This window comes from Actinomadura sp. BRA 177, assembly GCF_013372625.1.
Classification (GTDB): domain Bacteria; phylum Actinomycetota; class Actinomycetes; order Streptosporangiales; family Streptosporangiaceae; genus Spirillospora.
The window spans coordinates 1-3,750 of record NZ_JABXFD010000510.1; the positions used below are offsets into that span (position 1 = coordinate 1).

3 protein-coding genes are annotated in these 3,750 nt (G+C 75.5%); all 3 read right to left on the minus strand.

The genetic code is table 11. The annotated features are described in order from the left end of the window. On the minus strand, nt 1-952 hold a 952-nt coding region (locus tag HUX53_RS29530), incomplete at its 3' end, for a uroporphyrinogen-III synthase (RefSeq protein ID WP_176406497.1). Beyond that, complete coding sequence (gene nirD / locus HUX53_RS29535) at nt 936-1,316, minus strand: nitrite reductase small subunit NirD (RefSeq protein WP_176406498.1); 381 nt, start codon at nt 1,314-1,316, stop codon at nt 936-938. The genes nirD and HUX53_RS29530, both read right to left, overlap by 17 nt. A gap of 56 nt (nt 1,317-1,372) precedes the next feature. Next, on the minus strand, nt 1,373-3,451 hold the full coding sequence (locus tag HUX53_RS29540) for a molybdopterin oxidoreductase family protein (RefSeq protein ID WP_176406499.1): 2,079 nt from the start codon (nt 3,449-3,451) through the stop codon (nt 1,373-1,375). Between the last annotated feature and the right edge of the window lie 299 nt (nt 3,452-3,750).

Below are 3,750 nucleotides of genomic sequence, written 5' to 3' on the forward strand. Positions count from 1 at the left end.
GGGCAGCTGCGGCCGATCGCGCCCGCCGGATCGCCATCGGCGCGGGCGCGATCGGCCGCAGCTGCCCGTCCAGCACGACCGCGTGCCCGCGCAGCTCCAGCGACCACCCGCGCACCGACAGCCGCCGCGACCGCCGCACCGGCAGGCCGGTGACCAGCGCGCGGACGAGCGCGCCGAGCCGGGCCCGCTCCGGCTGGACGGTCGGGACGCCGCGCCCGGTGAGCGTCCGCGCGGTGACCGGCCCGACGCACGCCGCCACCAGATGGCCGCGCATGGCCTCCAGCAGGGCGTCCTCCAGCCCGTCCGCGGCGGCGACCGCGAGGGTCGCCTCGACCGCGGGCGCGCTGGTGAACGTGATCGCGTCGACCGTGCCGGTGACCGCCTGGCCGACGAGCCGCCGCAGCGGCGTCGGGTCCTCGGCGCGCGACCACCGGTACACCGGGATCTCGATCACCTCGGCGCCGGCGGCGCGCAGCGCCCCGGTCAGCTCCGGCTGCCGCTCCCCGTACAGCTGGACGGCGATCCGGGCGCCCGCGATGTCCCTGCCCAGCAGGTGCCGGGTGACCTCGGCGCAGCCCTCCGACTCCGGCGACCACGCCTCCCGCAGCCCGGCGGACCGGACCGCGCCGCGCGCCTTCGGGCCGCGCGCCACGATCTCGGTGCCGGCGAGCCGGTCGACCAGGGCGTCCCGCAGCCCGTGCCCGTCCGCCGTCTCCAGCCACGTCCGGAACCCGATCCCGGTCGTGACGACGACGTGGTCGAGGGGGCCGGCCGCGCACGCCCGGGTGGCCGCCAGCAGTTCGGCGTCGTCGTCGAGCGGGACGAGCCGGATGGCGGGCGCCAGCACGACCCGGGCGCCGCGCCGCTCCAGCAGCGTGGCGAGCTCCTCGTGCCGGCGGGCCGCGGTCACGCCGACCGCGAACCCCGCCAGTGGCTCACTGCCCGTGCTCATCGGTGACCGCCACCTCCACCCGGTCCCCGGCCCGGCGGACCGGGAAGACCGGCACCGCCACCCGCGGATCGTCCAGGCACGCCCCGGTCGCCAGGTCGAACACCTGCTTGTACATGGGGGACGCGACGGTCGGCGTCCCGTCCCTCGTCCCGAGGATCCCGCGCGACAGCACGTACGCGCCGCTGAACGGGTCGAGGTTCGACAGCGCGTGCAGGCCGCCGTCGAAGACCCGGAAGACCGCCACCTGCGTGCCGTCCACCATCGCGCAGACGCCGCGCTCGGGGATCAGGCCGGCGTAGGAGCAGATGTCGAACCAGCGGGCCGCCGTGTCCTTGGTGATCGTCGCTTCGGGTGTCGTGGTCATGACCTGATCCTCCGCAGGGGCGGTTTCACCGCTGGGTCTCCTTTGTCACCGCCGTGTTAAAAGCGACTCACTCCCACGCGTACGGCGCAGACCTTGAACTCCGGCATCCGCGACACCGGGTCCAGGGCGGGGTTGGTGAGCAGGTTCGCCCGCTCCTCCCCCGGCCAGTGGAACGGGACGAAGACGGTGTCGGCGCGGATCGCGTCGGTCACGCGTGCTCGGACGGTCACCGCGCCCCGGCGGCTCTCCACCCGCACGTCGGCGCCGTCCTCGATGCCGAGGCGTTCGGCGAGGTCGGGATGCAGCTCGACGAACGGCCCCGGCGCCGCCTCCACCAGCGCCGGGACGCGCCTGGTCTGCGCGCCCGACTGGTACTGCGCGAGGACCCGGCCGGTGGTCAGGTACACGGGGTGGCCTTCGTCCACGTCCTCGGCGGGGCCGTGGTGCTCGACCGGGACGAAGCGCGCCCGGCCGTCCGGTGTGGCGAAACGGTCCAGGTAGGGGCGGGGCGTGCCCGGATGGTCCGGGGACGGGCAGGGCCAGAACACGCCGCCCTCGGCCTCGATCCGCGCGTAGGTGATGCCGGAGTAGTCGGCGATGCCGCCCGCGCTGGCGCGGCGCAGCTCACCGAAGACCGTCTCGGGGTCGGTGCTCCACTCCCCCGGCGCCTTCAGCCGCTCCGCGAGCGCCGCGATGATCTCCAGGTCGGTGCGGACGCCGGCCGGCGGGCGGACGGCCCGGCGGCGGCGCAGCACCCGGCCCTCCAGGTTCGTCATCGTCCCCGCCTCCTCGGCCCACTGCGCGGCCGGCAGCACCACGTCGGCGCGCCGCGCGGTCTCCGACGGGACGAAGTCGGCCACCACCAGCAGGTCCAGGGCGCCGAGCCGCTCCTCCACGTGGGCGGCGCGCGGCGCCGACACCACCGGGTTGGAGCCGAACAGCAGCAGCGCCTTCGGGCCGCCGGCGGTGCCGAGCGCCGACAGCAGCTCGTACGCCGACCGTCCGGGGCCCGGCAGATCGTCGGGGTCGACGCCCCATACTCCGGCGACGTGCGCGCGGGCCGCCGGGTCGTCGATCCGGCGGTAGCCGGGGAGCTGGTCGGCCTTCTGCCCGTGCTCGCGGCCGCCCTGCCCGTTGCCCTGCCCGGTCAGGCACCCGTACCCGGAGCCTTTCCGGCCGGGCAGCCCGAGCGCGAGCGCCAGGTTGATGAACGCGCTGACGGTGTCGGTGCCGTCCGCATGCTGCTCGCCGCCCCGCCCGGTGAGGACGTGGGCTCGGCCGGCGCGGGCCAGCAGTCGGACGGCCTCCCGCATCGCCGGGACGGGAACGCCGGTGATCCGCTCGACGCGGTCCGGCCAGTAGGCGTTGACGACCGTCCGGACGGCGTCGAACCCGGCGGTGCGGGCGGCGATGTAGTCCTCGTCCGCGAGTCCTTCGGCGAGCGCCAGGTGCAGCAGGCCGTTGGCGAGCGCGAGGTCGGTACCAGGGACCGGCTGCAGGTGCAGGTCGGCCTGGCGGGCGGTGGCGGTGCGGCGCGGGTCCACCACGATCAGGACGCCGCCGCCGTCCCGCATCTCCGCCAGGTGCCGCATGAACGGCGGCATCGTCTCGGCGGGGTTCCCGCCCACGAGCAGGACGGCACCGGACGCCGCCAGGTCGGTGACCGGGCCCGGCAGGCCGCGGTCCATGCCGAAGGCCCTGCCGGACGCCGCCGCGGCCGACGCCATGCAGAACCGCCCGTTGTAGTCGATCTGGGACGTGCCGAGCGCGACGCGGGCGAACTTCCCCAGCTGGTACGCCTTCTCGTTGGTCAGCCCGCCGCCGCCGAACGCCGCGACGGCGTCCGGGCCGTGCAGCGCCCGCAGCCGGGCGGCCTCGGCGGCGACCCGGTCGAGCGCCTCGTCCCAGGTGCAGGGCTCCAGCGGCGCGTCCCGATCCCGCCGCATCATCGGCGAAGTCAGCCGGTCGGGGACGGTGAGCACCTCCGCGGCCGTCCAGCCCTTCTGGCACAGCCCGCCGCGATTGGCCGGCACGCCGTCGCGGGGCTCGACCCGTACGGTGCCCTCGCCGGTGTCGTCCAGGGTCATGCCGCACTGCAGGGCGCAGTACGGACAGTGCGTGGGAGTCCCGTTCATGCGCCGAGACTCGGCGGGCGCCGTTTCGGCCGCGAGTCCCCGCGATGACTCCGGCGTTAAATGGCCTTCACGTGCCGCGTCCACCGAGGTCAGCACCGGTGGCGGCGGTGCGGCAGCGGGGCAGGCAGGGCCTTGACGCGCGCGTGTCAAGCGTTGTCGATCCCTGTCATGGCCTATTCGTCGTTTTTCACCCGATTACCGAACGGATTCACGGTGGTCCGGTGATCTCGCGGACGGATGCGGCCCCCGCCCCCGCCCCGCCCCGGTCGCCCCGCGGTGATCACGCCTAACCTCGGTAC

Bases quoted from the DNA above. Each gene is read 5' to 3' on its own strand.
- nirD (WP_176406498.1), bottom strand. From the start codon at position 1,316: ATGACCACGACACCCGAAGCGACGATCACCAAGGACACGGCGGCCCGC.
- HUX53_RS29540 (WP_176406499.1), bottom strand. From the start codon at position 3,451: ATGAACGGGACTCCCACGCACTGTCCGTACTGCGCCCTGCAGTGCGGC.